The sequence below is a fragment of the Bradyrhizobium sp. CCBAU 45389 genome, assembly GCF_028128625.1.
GTDB lineage: Bacteria > Pseudomonadota > Alphaproteobacteria > Rhizobiales > Xanthobacteraceae > Bradyrhizobium > Bradyrhizobium liaoningense_B.
In genome coordinates this window covers 517,391-536,047 of record NZ_LBIY01000002.1, presented here as the reverse complement: position 1 = coordinate 536,047, position 18,657 = coordinate 517,391, and the positions used below count along the sequence as shown (strand labels likewise).

The following is an 18,657-nucleotide window of genomic DNA, read 5'->3' as shown; positions in this document are numbered from 1 at the left end:
AGTCAGGAGGCTGTGGGCTGATCGTGGCATCATGCCAGTGTTTTGCCCGACGGGTCAAATTGCTTTCGCCGGCAGAAACAACCGGAAGAAAAAGCGCAATGCCGTCAATGCCCCCGCTACTGTGCATGGGGTTGTTTTCGACCTTTTTTTTGATTCAGCGATAGTGGAGGGCGATCAGCTCGGCGACGCAGGCTGGCTTCGTGCCGCCTTCGATCTCGATCACGAGGTGATAGTTGACGCGCAGCCCGTCCGGCGGCACGTCCTCGGCTTCGGCGACGGTGACGCGGCCGCGCAGCTTCGAGCCTGCCGGCACCGGCGCCAGATATCTGATCCGGTCGGCGCCGTAGTTCAGCGTGTTGCGCAGGCCCTTCAGGCCGATCACCGAACGGATGAAGAGGGGCGCGAGCGCCAGCGACAGCAGGCCGTGGGCGATGGTCTTGCCGCCGGGCATCTCCTTGGCCGCGCGCTCCTGGTCGACATGGATCCACTGCTCGTCGCAGGTCGCCTCCGCGAATTGGTTGATGCGCTGCTGCGACACCTCGACCCATTCGCTGACGCCGATCTCGGTGCCGACGGCGGATTTGATGTCGTTGAAATCGCTGAAGACGCGCATGGTCACCCCGTCAGATCTTCATTTCCGGGACAGTGTCGGGAATGGCGAGCTCGGCCTCCGTCACCGCCAGGATCTCGCCGATGCTGATGCCGGGTGCTGTTTCCAGCAGCGTCGCCTTGCCGTCGGGAAAGCCGATCACGGCCATGTCGGTGACGACGAGGTTCACCGGCCGCGCCGAGGTCAGCGGCAGCGTGCATTTGGCAACGATCTTCGACTTGCCTTTGGCCGCGTGCTGCATGGCGACGATGACGCGCTTGGCACCGCTGACGAGGTCCATCGCGCCGCCCATGCCTGGAACCATCTTGCCAGGGATCATCCAGTTGGCGAGCAGGCCGTGCGCGTCGACCTGAAGGCCGCCGAGCACGGTGACGTCGACATGACCGCCGCGGATCAGGCCGAACGACATCGCGCTGTCGAAGGTCGAGGCGCCCGGAAGTGCGCTGATCGGCCGGCCGCCGGCGTCGGTGAGCAGGGGATGCGCCATTCCCTGCTCCGGTATCGGCCCGGTGCCGATCAGCCCGTTCTCGGACTGGAAGAAGACCTTGAGATCGGACGGAACGTAGTTCGCGACCAGCGTCGGGATGCCGATGCCGAGATTGACGAGATTGCCTTGGCGGAGCTCCTTGGCGACGCGCCGCGCGATGATGATCTGCGGATCCATGGGGTCACCCGTTCGCAATGATGTAGTCGACCAGCGGCGCCGGCGTGACGACGTGATCGGGTGCGATGACGCCGACGGGCACGATGTTCTCGGCTGCGACGATGACCGTGTCGGCCGCCATGGCCATGATCGGATTGAAATTGCGCGCAGTCAGCGCGTAGGCGAGGTTGCCGAGATAGTCGGCGAGGAAGGCGTGGATCAGCGCGAACTGCGCGCGGATGGCGGTCTCCAGCAGAAACGGCTTGCCGTCGACCTCGATCTGGCGCTTGCCCTCCGCAACGAGGGTGCCGACGCCGGTCGGCGTCAGCACGCCGCCCAATCCGCATCCGCCCGCCCTGATGCGCTCGACGAAGGTGCCTTGCGGCACGAGATCGACCGAGATCTGGTTGCCAAGCATCTGCTGCTGGACCTTCGGATTGAGGCCGATATGCGTCGCGGTCAGCTTCGAGACCGCCGTCGCATCGAACAGCTTGCCGACGCCCTTGCCGGGGACCGCCGCGTCGTTGCAGATCAGGGACAGGCCTGTCTTGTTCTGCCGGACGAGCTCATCCAGCAGACGTTCCGGTGTCCCGACGCCCATGAACCCGCCGACCATGACGCTCGCGCCGGACGGGATCATCGCAACGGCTTCTTCGACGGAAACGGCCTTCATGGTCGGACCTCCGGTCGGCAGGCACAGTTGAATTGCGGATCGATGTTGGAGCCGGGCGGTGTCGCGGCTTTGATCTGCGTCAAGGCCGCAGGCTCATTGCTGCGGGACGACGCCGATGCTTTCCAGCGTCTCGTTCCAGAGTCTGCGCACCTCGGCATGCCGCCGATCGAGCGCTGTGCTGACGGCGTCCCGGAGGGGAACGAGGTCCGGTCCCTTCAGGAACAGGATCTGCGCCTGCAGCAACCGGCCGCTCTCGAACTCGATGCGGCGCAGCGCCGCCACGAAGGGATCGCTGGCTTTGGCATCCGTCGGCAGCAGGGCCGCGGGCCGGATCCCGGCGTGAACGGCATGCGCGAGGGTCGCAAGCTGGACCGCCTGCGCGCGGGCGTGATCGGCGATGCCTTCGATCGGGGCCGGCAGCCAGGCCATCTCCCACGACGCGGCCATGGGCCCCAGCGCGAGGTCCGGGACCCAGGCGGTCGCACGCATCAGAAGCGAAACGATCTCGCTCTCGCGATAGAGCTGGGCGTTCAGCTCGGCCTGCCAGGCCGCGTCGAACTTCGCGGGAAGGGCGAGCGCAAATTGCCGCGCCAGCGCACCATGGGCGGAGAGCAGGAATGCGGAGACCCGCGACTGCTGACGCGGCGGGACGCGGCCGTCGGCTTCCAGCGGTCCGAGAAAGGCGCTCATGTTGCCGCCCTCTGCACCGGGATCGCGCGCAGATGGTCATACCCGTCCGGAAACGGCGAAAAGTCTCCGCCGGCCTGTTCCGGCGCGATCAGGACCTGCTTGTTGCCCCGCCAGCGGCCGGCCATGACGTCATCGGCGAAGCGCGCCAGCAGGTCGGCGGTGAGGGCCGCCTTTTCGAGCGTGAAGGCGTGATAGGCCTTCGGGATGATGACGAGGGCGCTGTCGGGAATCTCGACCCGCAGGGTCTCGTGCAACGCGCGTGGCGTGAGGAAGTCGAACTCGCCGTTCAGGATCATGGTCGGGACAGTGATGGCGGAGAGCTGCGGCGTCAGCGGCTTGAAGTCGAGAAAGGACTCCATCAGGTTCTGGAGGGCGTAGACGTCGTTCACCAGCCAGCCCTGCCGCTTCACGCTGTCGAGCTTGTCCAGCAGCGGCTTCAGCCATTGATCCGAGAGATTCATCGGCAGCAACAGATCCTGGAGATAGCCGGTGCCGCCGAGGATGAGGCCGGTGCGCAAGGCATTGCCGATCAGCAGCAGTTGCGGTGAAAGCTCCGCAAAGCAGCTCATCGGCACGAGCCCCGACAGCCGTGCGCCGTGCTCGATGGCATAGCGCAGCGCGATCAGCCCGCCGAAGCTGATGCCGCCGAGGAAGACCGGGCCGTCGCCGAGTTCGCCGATCAGGCGATGCAGCACGGCGACGTGGTCGTCCTGGTTAATGAACAGCGCGGGCTTGTCGGAGGCGCCCTGGCCGAGCAGATCGAATGTCGCGACGCGAAACCGCCGCGCGATCAGTGCGTCGCGATAAGCGCCCCAGAGCTCGGAATATTGCGTGAGACCGTTAACCAGCACATAGGCCGGCGCATCCGCCGGTCCGTCGAGCTCATAGCGGATCCGATATGAGCCGAGACTGAGGAAGGGCATTGCGGGCACCGGCCAGGTGGTGATGGCCGCGATCCTCGACGCCGGCGCGAGGATTCCATTGAGCTAAATCAAACCTCCCGGGGGCACCCAACCTAGCGTGCGCGCAAAACACCGCCAGGAGGGAGGTCGCCATGACCGGGAGAAACGCGCTGCAGCGTTGCATCGTCAGCCTGATCTTGTTGCTGGTTGGCACCGCGCTTGCGGTGGCGCAGCCGTTCACGCGCCGCTCGTCGCAGATGCAGCATGACGGTCTCAAGAAGACCTACGAGATCGCGAATTTCCGCCTCGGCGGAAAGTACGACCTGGCCGATCCCTCGAAATGGGAGAATGGCGGCGAGGGCGGCGTGACGTTGGAATCGCTTGGCGGCGGCAAGCTGCGCACCGGCTACATCGCGATCGGCAATGCGCGACGCAATGCCGCCGGCGAGATCACCAATGCCGTCGTGATCAACTCCTATTATTCCGGCGACTCCACCGACATGTATGAGCAGTGGGTCAAAGGCGCCGCCCTGTCAGGCGGCGTCCCGGTCATCGGCCCGGGCCGGCCGATCGACACCGACCGCTATTACGTCATCATGGTCGATCCGCTCGGCACCTGGGGTGCAAGTAAGCCGTCCGACGGTCTCGGCATCAAGTTCCCGCAGTACAGCTACTACGACATGGTGCAGGCGAACTATCGCCTGCTGCGCGACGAGCTGAAGGTCGCGCGTGTCGCGCTGGTCACCGGCGTCTCCATGGGCGGCACCCAGACCTATGTCTGGGGTGTCATGCATCCCGAATATATCGGCGCGTTGATGCCGATCGGCGGCACCACGCAGTCCGATGGCGAGGATCCCGTCGGCAACTGGACGTTCCAGATGATGACGGCCGCGATCCAGGGCGATCCGGTCTGGCAGGCGACCAAGGGCGACTATTACAAGCTGCCCAAGGAGAAGCACCCGGTGCCGGGCGTGGCCTTCGGCTGGTCGATCCTCGGCATGACCGGCTATGACTTCGCTTTCCGCACCACCCAGAACTGGGCGGCGGTCCAGCCCGAAATCTTCTACTGGGACCCGCCGAACGAGAAGGCCGGGTTGAACGTCATCAACCGCGCCAAGCTCTATGACGCGGTCGATCTCGTCTGGCGCAACCGGGTGGGCGAGACGCACAACGTCAATCCCTATCTCGGCCGCATCCAGGCCCGCACGCTGGTGATGCACATCACCAACGATCTCTGGCTCAACTTCAAGCTCGCCCAGAAAGCCGTCGATCGCGTGCCCGGCGCGGATCTGATCGCCGAGGAAAGCCCGGTCGCCCATTACGGCGTGTTCCCGCTGATCAACAATCGAAAGAACGATCCGAAGTTCGTCGCCTTCATGGACGACGTCGCGAGCCTCGATCGCGCGCAGAAATTCGTCGACAAGAATTACCGCGTGGCCGACGTCGCCCAGAACATCGATCCGAAAAAGTCGTTCTGGAAGGCGTATGTGACCTATCCCTATCCGGTCAAGTTCGGCAACGCCAAGGACAAGAGCGGCAATTCCTGGGAAATCGGTTACATGGATGAATATGCCGGCACCGACAAGGATCCGAAGGTGCTCGTCATCATCCACGGCAAGGGCGCCTTCGGCGGGCACTACGGCAACGTCATGCAGTATGCGCTGCGCAGCGGCCTGCGCGTGATCGTGCCGGACCTGCCGCATTACGGCATGTCCGGGCCCGGCAATCTCGACAAGAGCCCGGCGCGGACCATGCAGGACATGCGCGAGGTGATCTACGACCTCGTCGTCAACCAGCTCGGCGTCAAGAAGGCCTACTACCTCGGCCACTCGCTCGGCGGCCAGTTCGTGGTGGGCTACGCACTGACCTGGCCGGACGCGGTGCAGGGCCTCGCCCTGGAAGCACCCTCCGGCCTCGAGGAATATCCGCGCGAGATCACCATCGCCAAGGACAAGAAGGCGCCTCTTTTCGCCGACGGCCTTGGCCGCGATTTCGACAAATGGAAGCAGGTCTGGGACCAGACCGGCATCCTCGCGGCGGAGAAGGCGCGCGACGAGCAGAACATCCGCGACTTCTTCTATTTCAAGAAGCGCGATCCGAACACCGGCGCGGTGTCGGCGGCCAAGAGCGGGTACTTCTTCAGCGACAGCGAATATGCCCGCTTCCACACCGAGCAGCGCGTCGGCCTCACCAAGGGCAACCCGAAAGAGCTCGAGCAATGGTGCAACGTCTTCATCTTCGACATCTACACCATCGGAGCGGAGCTTCAGCAGGATGATCCGAAGAATCTCTACGAGCGCATCACCCAGATCAAGGCGCCGATCTTCCTGTCATTCGGCGACAAGGAGCCGTTCATCCCGACGCCCGCCTTCAACGGGCTCACCGACCTCGGGCGCGACGTCATCACGCCGTTCATGTCGCGGATGACCATTGCCGGTAACCGGCCGATCCTCAAGATCTATCCGGAGACCGGACATTTCATCCATACGGATAACCCTGTCGAGTTCTCTGTCGACGTGGTGGATTTCGTCACCAAGGGAACGGTCGATACGTCGTCGCCGCTCGGCACCGATCGCATGATCAGGGGCGCGGTGGCATCGGCGCTGCCGGTGGCGCCAACGCCTCCCGGTGCGGCACCGACGGCGGGTCTCAACAAATAGGACGTGCTGATGCCACGGGTGCGGGCGGGCGAGGTCCAGCTTGGCTGGCGAGAATGGGGAGAGGGCGACGTCACCGTCGTCTTCATCCACGGCAATCTCGCCAGCAAGGACTGGATCGAGCTCGCCGCGCCTCTGTTTCCAACGGGGCTGCGGGTCGTCGGCCTGGACTGGCGCGGGTGCGGTGACAGCGATCGGCCGAAGCCGAACGCGGACTATTCCAACTATTCCATGCAGCGGCACGCCGAGGACATGCTGGCGGCGCTCGACACGCTGGGCATCCGCCATTGCCATCTCGCGACGCATTCGACCGGCGGCATCATCGCTGCGCGCATGCTGCTGATGCAGCCGCAGCGTTTCGGGCGGGTGTTTGCGCTCGATCCGGTGACTCCGCTCGGCATGGCCTTCAATGCCGACCAGATCGGCCTGTTCCGCTCGATGATGATGAGCAAGGAGCTGACGCGGACGATCATGGCAACGGCGGCGTCCTCGCTGTTCGTGCCGGAAAGCATGGCGCCGAACGCCATCCCGCGCTTTCGCGAAGGGCTGGGCGAGATCGAGGCGCTGTTCGACCGCATCATCGACCAGACGTTTGGTGTCTCGGAGGGAATCTGGATCGGCACCCCCGTCAACCTCACGCGCGAGAAGGAAAGCCGCGAGCTCGAGCGCCGCATGCCGGAACTGCGGCATCCGCATTTGGTGCTGTGGGGTGAAAGGGACGGCTGGATTGCGCCGGACGATCTTCGCGCGATGGCCAAGGCGATGCCGGATTGCCGTCTCGTGATCGTGCCCGGCATCGGGCATTCGATGAATCTCGAACGGCCCGCACTCTATGCCGGCTATTTCGGCGGCTGGTTCGGGGGACTGCCGTCCAACTCCAGGTCCTGACTGATCCTACAACAAGGGCGCTCCTGGTGCCTTCTCATGACGCCAGTGCAAGGCTTGCCATCATCAGGCCGATCGCCGCGATCCAGCCGCCGAGTGCGCGAACGGCGATGGTGCGCCAGGATGTTGCGCTATCCGGGTTCGTTCGCTTGAACACCGCGGTCAGCGCCATCGTCAGGGTGATGGCGGCGTAGCCGATGAACGTCAATCCTGCTGCAAACAGCACCCGGTCGGTTTCGGGCGCGAGGTCGGCGCCGTTCGCGGCACCCCTGATCACGGCGACCGCGAAGGCCATCGCGCAGAGCAGCACTGTGGGCACCTGCGCTGCGCCTGCGAGCAGCAGGCCGATCGCGAGCATCATTGCCGCGTCCGCCAGCTGTGTGGACGCCGCGCCGAAGACGTGCCCGAGGAGCAAGCCGGCCAGCAGTCCTAGGGGAAACACGGCGATGAGCCAGCGCCCCTTGGCGGCTCCGAGCGTACCCGCCAGCACGCCGGTCGCGGTCCAGAGCACGACATCCTGGAGATCGGTGAGTGGATGCACCACACCCATGTAGAAATCGCCGAGGCGCGCCGCGACGATATGCGCCTCGGCGGCATTTCCGCCGACGAGCAGCATCGCTGCGGCGATCAACAGGCGCGCGGAATTCAGCTTCATGCGAAGGCTCCGACGCCCTGCGCAAGGAAATAGCAGCCGATTGCCGCAATGCCGGCCCCAAGTCCCTGGATGAGGCGCTCGCCGGCGGGCCAGCGCGTCAACGTGCCGATCGCGATGCCGCAGAGGTGCAACAGGCCGGTGGCGGTGACGAAGCCGACGCCATAGGCGAGCGCATTCGCCGCGCGCGGAAGCTCGGCGCCGTGCGCATGACCGTGAAAGATCGCGAATACCGCGACGACGACAGCGGCCGCGGCAAAGGGCAGGCGCAGCCGGGCGGCAACGGCAACTCCCAGGATCACGGCGGAGACGGCAATCATCACCTCCGGCATCGGAAGCGGAACATGCAGCACGCCCAGCACTCCGCCGATCGCCATGACCAGCGGAAAGGTGATCGGCAGGATCCAGATAGCCGGCGCGCCGAGCTGCGCGCCCCAGATCCCGACCGCCACCATCGCGATCAGATGGTCGATGCCCGTGACCGGATGGAGCAGGCCGCTGACGAGGCCGCCTGCCACGCCGGCCTGCTCATGCGCGAGAGCAGGTTGCGTCAGCGCGAGCGAAACGACCGCGGTTGTGAGGGTGAGGGTGAGGGTGAGGGGAAGGCGCAAAGACATTGTGTTTGGACTCTCGCTCAGATCACTGCGAACACGCGCACCAGACGGCCGAAGAACCAGAACATCGAGACCGACCCGATCAGGTAGGCCGGGAGGGCCTCGCCCCAGCGCGGCACGACGGCATCGAGCCGGCGGTGCGCCCAGATCAGGGCGAGCACCAGCAGCACGAAGGCCAGCTGTCCGATCTCCACGCCGATGTTGAAGAACAGCAACGCTGCCGGAAGCAGGCGGCGTTCGAGCCCAAGCCCTGCCAGCGCGCTCGCAAAGCCGATGCCGTGCACCAGGCCGAAACTGAACGCCACGATCCAAGGATAGCGGGCGGTGAGCCCGATCTCGTCGCGCTGCTGCTTGACGATTTCCACCCCGACGAAGGCGATGCTCAACGCGATGCAGGCATTGAGCGGGCGTTCCGGCACGCCGATCAGGCCGAAAGCCGCTGCAGCGAGCGAAGCGCTGTGGCCGATCGTGAAAGCTGTGATCGTCTTCACCAGACGCCAGCCGCCGCCGACGATCCAGATCAAGCCCAGCACGAACAGCAGATGATCGGCGCCGAGCAGGATGTGATCGATGCCGTAATTCACATAAGTCTTGGCCAGCTCGAGCCACACCTCGAATGTCGGCGCGCCGGTGCCGAGAACGGAGACAACCGGATTGGCCGTCGAGATCGTGTAGCTGCGCGGATCGCCCTCGATCGGAACGACCTTGATTAGGACGACCGACATGTTGGAGCCGAGGTTGGTGATGGTGATCGGACCCACCAGCCCCTTCGTGCCGCAGTTCATCTCCGGCAGGCGGAGAAAGCAGTGCGGCGGCATCCGCAGGTCGACCCGCGACGAGCCGATCGAGGGCTCGATGCTCCAGCGACCGACGAAGGCGCCGGGCCGGACCTCGCGGAATTCAAGCACGCCCATCGCCGCTTCATGCGCGCTGAGCACCGACGGCCGGATGAGTACGGCCAGCGCCAGCGTCAAAGCCAGCAGCGTCAACCGCAGATATGGGATCGTTCTCACGGCTCGTACCGCACTTGATAGGACGCCTTGAGCCGCTTGACCGCTTCCCAGGCCAGCTTGCGCGTCTCGTCCGTATGCCAGATCCTGGCGGCCTCATCCCGAACCTTGTCGAGGCTGGCTAGATTCCCCTCGCGCCGGGAATCCAGCCGGGCGACGTGCCAGCCGTCCTTGGATTGCAGCAGCTTCCATTCCCCTTCCGGCATCGCCAGCAGTTGATCGCGGAAGCCTTCGCCGAAGCCTGCGGCAAGACTTTCGACCGGCCGGGCGAGGACGGCGCGCGTGAGATGCTGCAGCTCCTCGGATTCGCGTTGCTGGACGATGTCGTCGAGCTGGCGCTGCGCCGTCGCCTGGTCCGTGGGCGGGGTGATGTAGAAGGAAACGCGCTCCGGCTCGTCGAAGCGGGCGTGATTTTCCGCAAACCACGCCTTGAGCTGCTCGTCGGTGGGACGCGGGACGCGGATCTGGTCGAAGATCAGCAACTGCATCTTGAAGGCAATACGGTCGCGGATCGTCTCGTCGCCGCGGTCGACGCCAAGCGCCTTGCCTTCGCGGTAGAGGATCTCGCTCGCGACCCAGCTGTCGATCATCTTCTGGAGCTGCTCGCTGGACGGGGCGCGTTCCTTGTCCTCGTCGAAATTGTCGATGAAGGACTGACGCATCGCCTTGGTCACCGTGATGACCTTTTCGTCCTTGGCGGGCGGATGCAGCACGCCGTCGATCCCGAAGATGATCGCTCCGAGCAAGGTGAAGTGCAGCAAGGGTTCGCGCGAGAGCCGCACGAGCGCCGAGACGAAGGAGCGCGACGGCTGCGTGGCGCCACGGGCATCGGCGCCCGGGCTCGGGCCTCCCGCGTGCGATATCGGAAAGGACTGCACTTCAACTGGTGTCGCCGGCATTGACATATGGTTGTCACAAATCTCGCAGCACGCGCCGCCGCTTGATGCGGCAGAGCATTTCAACTGTCACCTTCACGCGGCGCGGAAAATGCAACGGACAAACGCTGGAGGCAAGATGCCTGGCGAAATTGCCGACCTGCGCGCACCAAACATAAATCCTTCACGAAGTTGTATCGGAACTCTGGTCATGATCCCGCGCGCAGGGAATCCGCTCACCCCAATTGGGGCACATGGTGTTCGATTCCCGGAGGCTCCGTTGTTGTTTCGCGATATCTGACTTGAATGAGGGGAGATAGATGTTTCCATCTGGCAAGACGATCCTGTTGACCGCCGCATCGGCATCATTAGCGCTGACTCAGAGCGCGACGGCCGAGGAGTTCGGTCGGGGGGAGCGCCGCGGCAATCCCTATGTCGCCGGTGACATGCACAATCACAATACCTGCGCGGATGGTTCGGTTGCCGCCGGCTACACCATCGACCGCGCCGTCGGGCGGGGTACCGCGTCGGCGGGTGGCAACAATTTCGACCTCGACTGGTTCACGCTCGGCAACCACGGCGGTTCCGGCAATCGCGACTGCCGCTTCAGCGACACCAGCGCCAATATTCCGGGGCAGACCACGACGACCTGGAGCCAGACGCTAGGCCAGACCATCGACGGGATCACCATCAGCAGCCTGAAGGGCACCCCGAACGGCTCCGGCACCGGCGCGCAGATGTGGCGCTGGCAGTCGATCCGCGAGGTCGAGTATCCGACCATCGTCAATCGCTCGGCGCGCTACGACAAGGTGCTGATCGAGGGTCTCGAGTGGATCGCGCCCGGCCACGAACACGTCGACGTCGCCGTCATCACCGGGCAGCACCCGATGCACCCGAGGAAGGGGCCCGGCAACGCGGACAAGATGGCGGAATTCGAATACCGCTTCGACCGCGCCGACACCGATGCGATCGGCCCCGTCATCGACGCCGGCGGCAACCAGCTCTGGCCCGGCAAGGACAACGTCAACAACACCGGCACGGCGGGCCACCAGAAGGCGCTCACGGGCATCAAGTGGCTGCAGGCGAACTATCCGCTGCAATCCTACGTCATCCCGACCCACACCGAACGCCAGGGCCCGTTCAGCACGACCGCGAACAAGGGCTACAACATCGAGCACTTCCGCGACTTCAACAATGCGGGCCCGACGGTCGCGTTCGGCATCGAATCGCCCGGCCACTTCGCCGAAGGCGGTGCCAACGGCGGCTCCGGCTCCTACACCTCCGGCGCGGTCGGCGGCGGCACCTACGGCATGAGCGGCATCTACACCGCGAAGGTCGGCGGCCTCTGGGACGGGTTGCTCGGCGAAGGCCGTAACTTCTTCATGTATGTGAGCTCGGATTGGCACAGCCGCGGTGCCGGCGGTGCGCGCGACTCCTTCACGACGGCCGACTTCATTCCCGGCGAATACACCAAGCTGTATGTTCCGAACGCCGGACGGTTCTCGTCGCAGCACGTCGTCGACGGCATGCGTTCGGGCAACTCGTACTCGGTCAACGCCGACCTGATCGGTCCGGATATGGTCTTCCGCGCCAAGACGCGCGGCGACGACTGGAAGACCATGGGTGAAACACTGGTCGTGCGGCCCGGCGAGAAGATCACGGTCGAGATGCAGCTGACCGTGCCGCGGGAGAACAACAGCCCCTACACCTTCAACAATCCGCTGCTGGTGCCGGTGGGGATCAAGCAGCCGCTCAACAAGCCGTCGCTCGACCATGTCGACCTGATCACCGGCCAGATCACCGGCGTCGTTGCGCCTGATGCGCCCAATTACGCGGTGGCGAATGCCGCGGGCACGGCCGGCGCGTCGATCGTGTACAATCCGTCGGCGACGATCGCCCGGCAGATTCCCGCGACGCAGATGCATCGCGAGCACCGCGGCGACCCCGACGGCGTGCGGCTGACGTTCACGACGACGTTTACCGCGGGCACAAAGCCGTTCTACATCCGTGCGCGCGGAACCAACATTCCGAACGGCACTCCGAACGTCAGTGATACCGCTGGCAATCCACTGCTCGATGCCAACAACGCGCAGGTCAGCTGCACCGATCCGGCGTGCCCGGCGCATCTGGAGACGGTGAACGGCGCCAAGAAGGTGACCCACGACGTTCAGGCCTACTCGAACGTCTGGTTCTATGCCAACCCGATCTTCGTCAGGCCGGAAGGTTCGCCGAAGCTTCTGGTCGAGACCAATGCTGAGCTGGCGCGCAAGCTCGGACAGCGGGCCGACAACGACCACGATCACGACGACGATCATCATCATCACGACCACCACTGACGTGATGTGAGTCCACCCGGCGGGACGCAACATTGCGTCCCGCCGCACTCGTTTTGAAGCGGGCTGTTGCTGCCCAGTAACGACTGACATGCATCTGTTTCGTGTTACGCTCTACACATTCGGCGTGCTCGCGGGCCTCGGCTGCGCTGCGGCTAGCCCCGGTGCGGCCGTGCCCGCCTCGGAGGAACCGACCCAAGACGAGTGCAATGCTGCGGTGGCGGAGGCGCGCGCATTGGCGGCCGCCTTGCCGCCCGATCATCTGTCGCGCTATTTCGCCGAACGGCACCTGCATCAGGCGCTGGTCGAAGCCGGCAATGGCGAGTTCGACGAATGTCTCGACATGGCCGCACGTGCCTCTGACGAGGTGCGCGAACGGCGTCACGAGCTGCTGCCGGGCGAGAAGCTGAAGGTGCTCGGGGCCGACGAGTAGCAGGATCGGAGAATCTTGCAGATCCTGCACGCTGTCATCGCAGTGTCATCCTTGCCCGCGCATTGTCTGCCCGCGTTTCAAGAACAGGGTGACGTTGCGACATGGATCAGATCGAGCCGCTTTTTCCGATTCCCCTGCTGCGGTCGCCCGGGCTGCTTCCGCCCTCGCTGAACGAGGCCGCCGTGGCCGCGATCCGGAATACCCGGATCGAGGGTAATCTGCGTTCGGGTCAGCTCTTCCACACCGAAGTTGCCGATCCCCGCGACAACGAGCTGTTTCGTCAGATCGCCGAGCTTGCCGTCCCCAAGCTGGTCGATTTCGGTGTCCTGCTGTTCGGCGAAAAGCTGCGCTGGACCGTCAAGGAGATGTGGACAAACATGCTCGAGACCGGCGGAAACCAGACGCTGCATTCTCATGCCAACAGCTTCGTCTCCGGCATCTTCTACCTGACGCCCTCGCACCCGGCCTGCAAGACGGTCTTCGTGCGGCCGCCCGGCGGCTTCGACTTCTCCTTCCGCCACCACACGCGCGAAGCCGCCATCGGGCCCTTCAACGCGGGCAAGTATGCGTTGCCCGAGGCCGAGCCCGGCGATCTCGTGCTGTTTCCAAGCTACCTCTACCACGAGGTGCCGAGGAATCAGGGCGGTCAGAGGATCACGATCGCCTTCAACGCGATTCCCGATCATCTCGACTGCTGGGGCTATCGCATCAACTTCGCGCCGTAAGGCCTGCAGATCACTCGTTACGCAAGCCGAACTCGCGCAGCAGCAGCTCCCGCGCATCCCGCCTTGAGGGCGCCGCCTCATTGATCTTGCGAAGCAGGCGGGCGGCCGCCGCGCGGTCCGAGCCGATTAGCGATTTCGCCATGCCCATCAGCGGTCCATAAGCCGGGTCGAATTCGGGGCTGAGGCGAAGCGCGTCGATGAGGCCCGGGGAGGCGGCTTCGATGAGGGCGGCACCGCGGGGATCGCCGGGCAGCGACGCGCCGGCTTCGAGGAAGCGGTTGCGTGCGTGCCAGTAAGCGGCGAGGCGCGCGCTCAAAGTATCGCGCCCGGGCCCAGCCAGCAGTTCACTCGGATCCGGCTGGAGGTCTTTGGTCACGGCCAGCAGCAGTGACCAGGGGGCTGCCCGGAGCGCGCGGACATTCCGCCGCGCATCGAACGTCACGAACGGATAATCATCCGTGTTGCGCGGACCGTCGCCGGCGAAGGCGGAGAGCGCGCGTGGACCTCCGACATATTGGCCGAGCAGGTCGATCGGTGCCTCGAACCCCAGCGGCCGTACGACCTTCGCGGTCGCGGGATCGTGCAGCCGCGCTTCCAGCGCATCGATATCGAGATGGCCGCCGTCCCTTGTTCCGATCAGCGCTAGCATCGGGGTGCGGACGCTGTAGTGGTTGAGCCAGGCCGCGCCGTCGGGATAGACGTCGAGAAAGCCGCGGATGATGGCGCGGAGCGAGGGCATGTCGAGCTGGTACAGCGGTAGCCATTGGCAGAAGATGCCGCCGGCCGCCAGCCTGCGTTTCACCGCCTGGAAATGCTCCACCGTATAAAGCGCGCCGCTGCCGTCGAGCGCGGGGTGAAACAGGTCGGCGATGATCACGTCGTGCTGGCCCGTATCCGCCGCGACGTAGCGGCGGGCGTCCGCCACAGTCAGCCGGGGCACTGAGGCCGCCGCAGGATCGACGAACCAGGGCAGCAGGTCCACCACTTCCCGCGAGAGCTCGACGCCGCGCACGCTGACGCCGGGCGCCTGTGTTCCCCCGATCATAGTGGCGCCCGTGCCGATGCCGAGGAACAAGGCGTGGCGCGGCGCTCCGTGAAGCAGCAGCGGCAGCATCGCCTGCCGATAGTCGGACCGCGTCGAGCTCGTTCCGCCCATCCGGAAATGACCGTTGATCTCAAGGTAGCGCGTACCTGCCGCGTCGTCGACCACGCCGGCCGTCGCCATCGGCCCTTCACGGACCGCAAGCAGCGCGCCGCCCGGCGGCACCCGCGTCAATGACGGCGCTGGATTGAGCCACAGCAGAAGCGCGCAGATTGCAGGTAGCGCGGACCACAGCAACGCCGACCGGCCGGGCGGGAGCAGCAGCAGATAACCGACTGCGACGGCCAGCAGCGCCGTCCAGGCGCCCAAGGCCGGGATCAGCAATTGCGCCGCAACCAGCGGCGCGATGCAGGCGCCTAGACTGTTGATGCCGACGGCCGTTCCGACCGAGCCGCGCTGATCGCTCACCCGCTGCGCCAGCAGGCCGAACAGTGCACCCATCGCGGTTGCGGGGATCAGGAAGAGGGCGATCGCCACTGCGAGCTCGCCGAAGATGTCCGCAGCCGATGCGATCTCGACCAGTCGGCCGGCATAGGGCGCAAGAGCGGCGGTTGTGATGCAGGCGAATGCGGCTCCAGCGAGCAGGCCGCGGAGATTTCCGTCAGTCGCCTCTCGCCCGGTCCGCTGCCAGAGCAGGCCGCCTGCCGCGGTGCCGAGCAGATACGCAGCCAGTAATCCTGCGAATGTGTAGACGGTATCTTCCATCACCTGCGCGGCGAGCCGGACCACAAGGACCTCGAATGCGATTCCGAGCAGTCCGGTGGCGAACAAAGTGATCGTGAGCCTGAGGTCGCGAATTCGTTCGGGCCGCTTCTGTTCGGCATCGGCTCTGCCCGCTGCCGATCCAAGCGCGAGCGCGGCGAGGGCGCAGAACGCGTTGACGCCGGCGAGGCAGAGCAATGTTCCCGAAAATCCGAGCGCCGGGATCAGCAGGAATGTGGAAGCGAGCGTGCCGACCAGAGCCCCCGCCGTATTCGCCCCATACACGCCTGAAGTGACGCGCGCCTCGCCGCGCGCGTGTCGCGTCATCCGTTCCAGCGCGGCCAGAGTTCCGCCCATGGCGATCGTTGCGGGGAGCAGCACGAGCGTCGGCAGCACCAGGCTGCCGGCCCACAGCAAGACTGGAGACGGTTCGGTGCCGAGCAGAGGCGGCAGGGCCCGCCCGGCCGCCGGCAGCAGCCACACGCTGATCAGGCCCCAGACGGCGATGACGGCCTCAAGAGCCGCATAGACGCGCCATGGCGATGACGAGCGGCGGATCAGCCGATCAAGAGCGAACGCGCCGAGGGCCAGACCGCCGAAAAAACCGGCAATGACGCCGAGTATCGCCATCATCTCGGTGCCGAGTGCGAGGCTCAACTGGCGGGTCCACACGATCTCGTAGCCGAGGCCCGCAAAGCCAGATGCGGCCATGATGGAGACGAGCGCCCAAGGGCGTGCAGCCTGCCCCCGGATCGATGCGGCCTCGTCCTGTGCCGTGCGCGCGAACCGCTCTGCCGAGGCGATCATGGCGATATCAGGCTCAGATTGCATTCCCCTTAACTCCTGCCTCGAACGCGACCGCTGGGCGGTCGGAGCCGGGGTCTTGCGTCAGCCGATCTCGCGCGCTCGGTTCATCAAAGCATCCGCTCTATGTCAGATTTTTTCAGGATTTATGACGGTCAGAATCTCGCGGCCACCGTCAGCCGCACCGCAAGCGGCTCGGCCGGATGGACGTGACGATCCGCAACGCCCTCGATGGGCTCGCCCGGCAGCCGCGACAGATAGTAGTATTCGATCTGGTTGGTCTGGGCGTTGAAGAGGTTGAGCACGTCGAGTTGCACCCGAACGCCGTTGTCGAATCTGTAGCCCGCGCGTGCATTGAAGATCAGCGACGACCGCGAGCGGACGCTGTCGTCCTCGATCAGGGGGCGCGGACCGAAATAGCGCGCCTTCAGCGCACCGAACCAGCCGGTGTCGCCGCCGAGCGTGACCGTGCCGCTCGCCACCCATGCTGGCGCACCGGGGATGCGGGCGCCGGCCGGATCGAAATCGGTGAAGCGCGCGTGGGTATGGGCGACGTCGAGATCGACCGTCATCCACGGCAGCGGCTTGTACTGGTTCGTCCACTCGACGCCGACGCGGCGGCTGGGGCGGCTCGGCTCGGTGGTGCCGGCGTCGCCGACGAACAGCAGCTCCGAGTCGAAGTCGAGCACGAAGACCGCGAGCGAGCTGGTCAGACCCTCGATTAGTTTGGTGCGGACGCCGAGCTCGGCGCCGCGCGAGCGCACCAGCAGCGGCACGCGGTCGAGCGGCGTCACCTTGTCGTTGGGATCGACCGTGATGGTCGCGCCGCGGATGTCGTTGCTGTGCAGGCCGTAGCCGGCATTGGCGTAGAACTCGGTCCTGTACCACGGGCCGAGCACGAGGCCGGCCTTCGGGCTCGCCATCGACGCCTGGGCGTTGCCCGAATTCTGCGGCGTGTCGCTGAAAACGTGTCCGGCGAAGACATCTTCGCGGATGCCGATCGTGGTGCGCAGCCAGTCGGTCCACCGCGTGGTCGTATCGGTCCAGAGGCCGACATTGCCCTCCTGCACGCGGTCATCGCGCACGGTCGAGAGCCAATTGCGCTGTTCGGTCTTGAACAGGCCGACATGGATATCATCATAGCGGCTCTGCACGCCGACGCGGGTTTGCGCCTCGATGCCGGCAAAGCGCCAATCGAATGCATGCCGGGCATCGATGCCGCCGAAGCTGCGGCGGTCGAGCTGGCTGAACTGGTCGCCATTGACGGGGTTGTCGAGAAAATAGGTGAAATCGTTGAACAGCCGCAGGTCGGAGCGCACGATATAGGCGCGGACATTGGTTTGTCCGTAATCGCTTGAGTGCGCCCAGCTGCCGGACAGGCTGAACCGGCTCGAGGTGCCGCCGTCGGTCGGATTGAGCGTGCCGAGGCGATCGATCAGGCCCTGGTCGATCGCGCGTTGCGCAACCTGGTCGGTGGAATTCCAGCCGTTGGAATAGGCCATCGCGGTCAGGGTCAGGCCGTCGGTCGCCGTGCCCTGACTGTAGCGCAGCACGCCGTTCAGCTTGTGGACGTCGTCCGGCGACCGCCACGGGCCATCATATCTGGTGGCCTCGAGCGCCGCCAGCAGCGTGCCGGCGCCGACGGAGTTCGACGTTGCGGCCAAGGCGCGGCGATAGCCGAAGCTGCCGAAGGTCATCTCTGCGATGTTGTGCGGCAGCTTGTTGACATAGTCGATCGCCACGGCACCGGCGGAGGCGAAATCGCCATGGTCGGCGAAATACGGTCCTTTGCGCACATCGACGGACCGGATCAGCTCGGGGATCAGGAAGTTGATGTCGGCGTAGCCCTGCCCATGGCCGTGGGTCGGCATGTTGACGGGCATGCCGTCAACGCTGATCGCGAGATCGGTGCCGTGATCGAGATTGAAGCCGCGCAGGAAATACTGATTGGCTTTGCCCTCGCCGGAGTGCTGGGTGACGATCAGGCCCGGCACCACTTCCAGGGCTTCACCGGGCCGCGAGAATGGGACCGCGTTGACCTCTTTGCCGCTGATGCGAACTGCGCTGGCGGCCGTGGGCTGCAAGGCGGCTGAGCCGCCGGGCGCCGCTGCCCCGGCTGCGCCGCCGCCCTCGGTCGAATTGTCCGTGCGAGCGGCCGCCGGATGATTGCGCGTACCCGCATTTTTCGGCGGCTTCTTGCGGGCGAGCCGCTTCGGATGCTGTTCCACCTCGGCCGCGACGGTGACCGGCGGAAGCTCGGCGGCCGCGACCGGGCTGAGCTCGTGGGCTGCTGCCGGAAGCGCACACAGGGCGGACGATGCGGCGGCCGAAAACATCCGCAACAAGG

Annotated in this window: 16 protein-coding genes; 5 read left to right on the top strand and 11 right to left on the bottom strand. The window is 65.3% G+C overall.

From position 1 onward, the window contains the following. Positions 1 to 154: 154 nt before the first annotated feature. From XH79_RS02375 to XH79_RS02355, 5 genes are all read right to left on the bottom strand, one after another. Complete coding sequence (locus XH79_RS02375) at positions 155 to 613, bottom strand: MaoC family dehydratase (RefSeq protein WP_271580500.1); 459 nt, start codon at positions 611 to 613, stop codon at positions 155 to 157. Between the two features lie 10 nt (positions 614 to 623). Beyond that, entirely contained in the window at positions 624 to 1,274 is a 651-nt protein-coding gene (locus XH79_RS02370) for a 3-oxoacid CoA-transferase subunit B (RefSeq protein ID WP_212338325.1), read from the bottom strand. A 4-nt stretch (positions 1,275 to 1,278) separates the two neighbouring features. Continuing rightward, positions 1,279 to 1,926 carry a CoA transferase subunit A gene (locus XH79_RS02365; RefSeq protein WP_271580499.1) on the bottom strand — a complete coding sequence of 216 codons (648 nt, stop codon included), beginning with the start codon at positions 1,924 to 1,926 and terminating at the stop codon, positions 1,279 to 1,281. 93 nt (positions 1,927 to 2,019) lie between these two features. Then, a complete protein-coding gene (locus tag XH79_RS02360; RefSeq protein ID WP_271580498.1) occupies positions 2,020 to 2,616 on the bottom strand; it encodes a hypothetical protein in 597 nt (198 codons plus the stop codon). Further along, a complete protein-coding gene (locus tag XH79_RS02355; RefSeq protein ID WP_271580497.1) occupies positions 2,613 to 3,539 on the bottom strand; it encodes an alpha/beta fold hydrolase in 927 nt (308 codons plus the stop codon). Before XH79_RS02355 ends, XH79_RS02360 begins: the two co-directional genes overlap by 4 nt. A 131-nt stretch (positions 3,540 to 3,670) precedes the next feature. Between XH79_RS02355 and XH79_RS02350 the strand changes: the two genes are divergently transcribed. Both XH79_RS02350 and XH79_RS02345 read left to right on the top strand, forming a co-directional pair. Further along, positions 3,671 to 6,178: an alpha/beta hydrolase gene (locus XH79_RS02350; RefSeq protein WP_271580496.1), complete on the top strand. Its 2,508-nt coding sequence runs from the start codon at positions 3,671 to 3,673 to the stop codon at positions 6,176 to 6,178. A gap of 9 nt (positions 6,179 to 6,187) precedes the next feature. Then, on the top strand, positions 6,188 to 7,063 hold the full coding sequence (locus XH79_RS02345) for an alpha/beta fold hydrolase (RefSeq protein WP_271580495.1): 876 nt from the start codon (positions 6,188 to 6,190) through the stop codon (positions 7,061 to 7,063). A gap of 34 nt (positions 7,064 to 7,097) precedes the next feature. On the opposite strand, the gene XH79_RS02340 is transcribed toward XH79_RS02345, so the two are convergent. From XH79_RS02340 to XH79_RS02325, 4 genes are read right to left on the bottom strand one after another with little or no spacing between them, the layout of a single operon-like run. Continuing rightward, a complete protein-coding gene (locus XH79_RS02340) occupies positions 7,098 to 7,715 on the bottom strand; it encodes a HupE/UreJ family protein (protein ID WP_271580494.1) in 618 nt (205 codons plus the stop codon). Further along, a complete protein-coding gene (locus XH79_RS02335) occupies positions 7,712 to 8,329 on the bottom strand; it encodes a HupE/UreJ family protein (RefSeq protein WP_271580493.1) in 618 nt (205 codons plus the stop codon). The genes XH79_RS02340 and XH79_RS02335 overlap by 4 nt, the downstream gene beginning before the upstream one ends. 17 nt (positions 8,330 to 8,346) lie before the next feature. After that, on the bottom strand, positions 8,347 to 9,339 hold the full coding sequence (locus tag XH79_RS02330; protein ID WP_271580492.1) for a HupE/UreJ family protein: 993 nt from the start codon (positions 9,337 to 9,339) through the stop codon (positions 8,347 to 8,349). Further along, positions 9,336 to 10,241 carry a peptidylprolyl isomerase gene (locus XH79_RS02325; protein ID WP_271580491.1) on the bottom strand — a complete coding sequence of 302 codons (906 nt, stop codon included), beginning with the start codon at positions 10,239 to 10,241 and terminating at the stop codon, positions 9,336 to 9,338. Before XH79_RS02325 ends, XH79_RS02330 begins: the two co-directional genes overlap by 4 nt. A gap of 290 nt (positions 10,242 to 10,531) precedes the next feature. On the opposite strand from XH79_RS02325, the gene XH79_RS02320 reads away from it, so the two are divergent. The 3 genes from XH79_RS02320 to XH79_RS02310 all read left to right on the top strand — a co-directional run bounded on the left by XH79_RS02320 (position 10,532) and on the right by XH79_RS02310 (position 13,702). Beyond that, on the top strand, positions 10,532 to 12,547 hold the full coding sequence (locus tag XH79_RS02320) for a hypothetical protein (RefSeq protein ID WP_271580490.1): 2,016 nt from the start codon (positions 10,532 to 10,534) through the stop codon (positions 12,545 to 12,547). 88 nt (positions 12,548 to 12,635) lie between these two features. After that, the gene (locus XH79_RS02315) at positions 12,636 to 12,977 is read left to right on the top strand and encodes a hypothetical protein (protein ID WP_271580489.1); all 342 of its coding nucleotides are present in this window, start codon (positions 12,636 to 12,638) and stop codon (positions 12,975 to 12,977) included. A 101-nt stretch (positions 12,978 to 13,078) separates the two neighbouring features. Then, positions 13,079 to 13,702 (top strand): 2OG-Fe(II) oxygenase family protein, encoded by a 624-nt coding sequence (locus tag XH79_RS02310; RefSeq protein WP_212338349.1) that lies wholly within the window; start codon positions 13,079 to 13,081, stop codon positions 13,700 to 13,702. A 10-nt stretch (positions 13,703 to 13,712) separates the two neighbouring features. Here XH79_RS02310 and XH79_RS02305 read toward each other — a convergent pair whose 3' ends face one another. Both XH79_RS02305 and XH79_RS02300 read right to left on the bottom strand, forming a co-directional pair. Further along, complete coding sequence (locus XH79_RS02305) at positions 13,713 to 16,337, bottom strand: spermidine synthase (protein ID WP_271580488.1); 2,625 nt, start codon at positions 16,335 to 16,337, stop codon at positions 13,713 to 13,715. Between the two features lie 128 nt (positions 16,338 to 16,465). Further along, a complete protein-coding gene (locus XH79_RS02300) occupies positions 16,466 to 18,646 on the bottom strand; it encodes a TonB-dependent receptor (RefSeq protein WP_271580726.1) in 2,181 nt (726 codons plus the stop codon). Positions 18,647 to 18,657: the final 11 nt, after the last annotated feature.

Coding starts and splice junctions, on each gene's coding strand:
- XH79_RS02355 (WP_271580497.1), bottom strand. CDS start 3,539: ATGCCCTTCCTCAGTCTCGGCTCATATCGGATCCGCTATGAGCTCGAC.
- XH79_RS02335 (WP_271580493.1), bottom strand. CDS start 8,329: ATGTCTTTGCGCCTTCCCCTCACCCTCACCCTCACCCTCACAACCGCG.
- XH79_RS02310 (WP_212338349.1), top strand. CDS start 13,079: ATGGATCAGATCGAGCCGCTTTTTCCGATTCCCCTGCTGCGGTCGCCC.
- XH79_RS02365 (WP_271580499.1), bottom strand. CDS start 1,926: ATGAAGGCCGTTTCCGTCGAAGAAGCCGTTGCGATGATCCCGTCCGGC.
- XH79_RS02315 (WP_271580489.1), top strand. CDS start 12,636: ATGCATCTGTTTCGTGTTACGCTCTACACATTCGGCGTGCTCGCGGGC.
- XH79_RS02305 (WP_271580488.1), bottom strand. CDS start 16,337: ATGCAATCTGAGCCTGATATCGCCATGATCGCCTCGGCAGAGCGGTTC.
- XH79_RS02360 (WP_271580498.1), bottom strand. CDS start 2,616: ATGAGCGCCTTTCTCGGACCGCTGGAAGCCGACGGCCGCGTCCCGCCG.
- XH79_RS02375 (WP_271580500.1), bottom strand. CDS start 613: ATGCGCGTCTTCAGCGATTTCAACGACATCAAATCCGCCGTCGGCACC.
- XH79_RS02300 (WP_271580726.1), bottom strand. CDS start 18,646: ATGTTTTCGGCCGCCGCATCGTCCGCCCTGTGTGCGCTTCCGGCAGCA.
- XH79_RS02320 (WP_271580490.1), top strand. CDS start 10,532: ATGTTTCCATCTGGCAAGACGATCCTGTTGACCGCCGCATCGGCATCA.
- XH79_RS02370 (WP_212338325.1), bottom strand. CDS start 1,274: ATGGATCCGCAGATCATCATCGCGCGGCGCGTCGCCAAGGAGCTCCGC.
- XH79_RS02325 (WP_271580491.1), bottom strand. CDS start 10,241: ATGTCAATGCCGGCGACACCAGTTGAAGTGCAGTCCTTTCCGATATCG.
- XH79_RS02340 (WP_271580494.1), bottom strand. CDS start 7,715: ATGAAGCTGAATTCCGCGCGCCTGTTGATCGCCGCAGCGATGCTGCTC.
- XH79_RS02350 (WP_271580496.1), top strand. CDS start 3,671: ATGACCGGGAGAAACGCGCTGCAGCGTTGCATCGTCAGCCTGATCTTG.
- XH79_RS02345 (WP_271580495.1), top strand. CDS start 6,188: ATGCCACGGGTGCGGGCGGGCGAGGTCCAGCTTGGCTGGCGAGAATGG.